The following is a 1819-nucleotide window of genomic DNA, read 5'->3' on the forward strand; positions in this document are numbered from 1 at the left end:
ATGTTCAATCACGTGATACGGAAATTGAGAGACTAACACAAGAGCTTAAGCAGCGTGATGAAGCAGTAAAAGCGCCGCCTCATAAGAATAAGAAGAAAAGTCAGTGAGGAGAGAGAGATGGAAGATACAGCGATATTAAGTAATGTTGCAGTGATTTTAGCAATAACTTTGGCTTTCTACTATTATTTCAAAGCTTCTAAACTGGCAAAAGAGATAGAATTAAGAGATGAGTTAATAGAGTCACAACAAACGTTGATGAGAGGACAATTAACAGAAAATGATAAAAAAATTAAAGAATTGCAAGAACAAAAAGAGCAGGAATGTTTGACGATAGATAAAAATATCCAAGAACCTGAAGATGTTCGTTCGCTTGTAAGAGAGTTTTTAGAAAAAGCCCCGATTATAGATGAAGACGAAGGTGATGATGAGAGATCGCAAGAGATACTGCAACAATTGATGAGAGATAAACAGACAAAGAATGAAGCAATTTCAATTGCTCAGGATTTCATGAGGTGGTTTGCGGCAAAAAATCCGGTTACAATTGCAGAATCCAATCAATGGGATAGAGCACAAGATTTATTATGTCATTTATTAGGGCAAAAGCCAATGACATTGGCTGATTTGGCTAAAAAAAGTCCTGAAGAACAGCAACGTTATTTCTTACCTTCAAAAACTATTGTGGGTTGAAGGTATTACCTAAGCGAAGACTGTGAATGCGAAAATTTACCTTTTCTGGTGGATTTAAGGGATCTACGACAGCATTTTCGTAAAAAGAGCAATCTTCTAAAACACGTTTTGTATGGAGATGCGCGGTGAATAACACGATTCTTTGTTTTGATCTAGGTACGAAGATGGGGTGGGCAATACGTGGAGGGGAGGGTAGTATCATCAGTGGTACCGTGAATTTTCAATCGCGCCGTTTTGAAGGCGGTGGAATGCGTTACTTGCGTTTTAAACAATGGCTATCAGAAATAAAGCAGACAGCAGGTCAAATTGACGCGGTGTATTTTGAAGAGGTGAGGCGTCATAAAGGTACAGATGCCGCGCATATTTACGGTGGTTTGTTAGCAACGTTAACGGCGTGGTGTGAACATCATCAGATACCGTATGAGGGGATACCGGTAAGTACGATTAAGAAAGCGACGACGGGGAAGGGGAACGCGTCGAAAGAAGAGATGATAGAGGCAATGTGTATTAAAGGACACAAGCCATGTGATGATAATGAAGCAGATGCTTTAGCAATTTTACATTTAGTTAAAGAAAGGGAATTGGGGTATGTCCAGTAAATTACCATGGACGAGGCTTTTTGCAGACCAGTGGGCAATTGTTGTTGATTATTTGCCTGCTGTAGAGGGCAATATCTATATGCGATTACGGTTACGTATGTTGCATACTGGTGAACCTCTTTTTTATAATATTAAAGTTTTATCTAATTACACGGGTTATTCAGTGAAGAAGTTTGAAGCGGCACTGAATGTTTTGCTTGAAGAAGGATATTTCATTCGTTTAGCAGATGGTCGCTTGTGGAATTTAGATGTTGAGGAAGAGCTCAATAACTCTAATGAGAATTTAGAAAAGGTATCAAAAACATCACGATCAAAGAGATTATCGGAGAGAGCAAAGAAAGCAGCGCAGGCAAGATGGGATAAACATACAACTTATGCTTGTGATGATGCTCAAGTTGCTGAAAATACTGATAAAAACGATGCTAAAGCAATGCTTAATGATGCTAAAGCGATGCTTAATTATGCTAAGCATGCTAAGCATGATGCTAAAGCGATGCTTAATGATGCCTATATATATAACAATAACATTAACA

The 1819-nt window shown here is 38.5% G+C and carries 3 protein-coding genes; all 3 read left to right on the forward strand.

Annotated elements, in window-relative coordinates:
• Positions 1–117 precede the first annotated feature (117 nt).
• Positions 118–687: a hypothetical protein gene (locus ACFINC_RS09230; protein WP_375617016.1), complete on the forward strand. Its 570-nt coding sequence runs from the start codon at positions 118–120 to the stop codon at positions 685–687.
• A gap of 125 nt (positions 688–812) precedes the next feature.
• The gene (locus tag ACFINC_RS09235; protein ID WP_375617017.1) at positions 813–1286 is read left to right on the forward strand and encodes a crossover junction endodeoxyribonuclease RuvC; all 474 of its coding nucleotides are present in this window, start codon (positions 813–815) and stop codon (positions 1284–1286) included.
• Positions 1276–1819 (forward strand): DUF1376 domain-containing protein (locus tag ACFINC_RS09240; protein ID WP_375617018.1); only part of this gene is annotated, 544 nt, incomplete at its 3' end. The genes ACFINC_RS09235 and ACFINC_RS09240, both read left to right, overlap by 11 nt.

Origin of the sequence: Bartonella sp. AP58NXGY (assembly GCF_042195785.1) — a bacterium.
In the GTDB taxonomy this organism is placed as follows: domain Bacteria; phylum Pseudomonadota; class Alphaproteobacteria; order Rhizobiales; family Rhizobiaceae; genus Bartonella.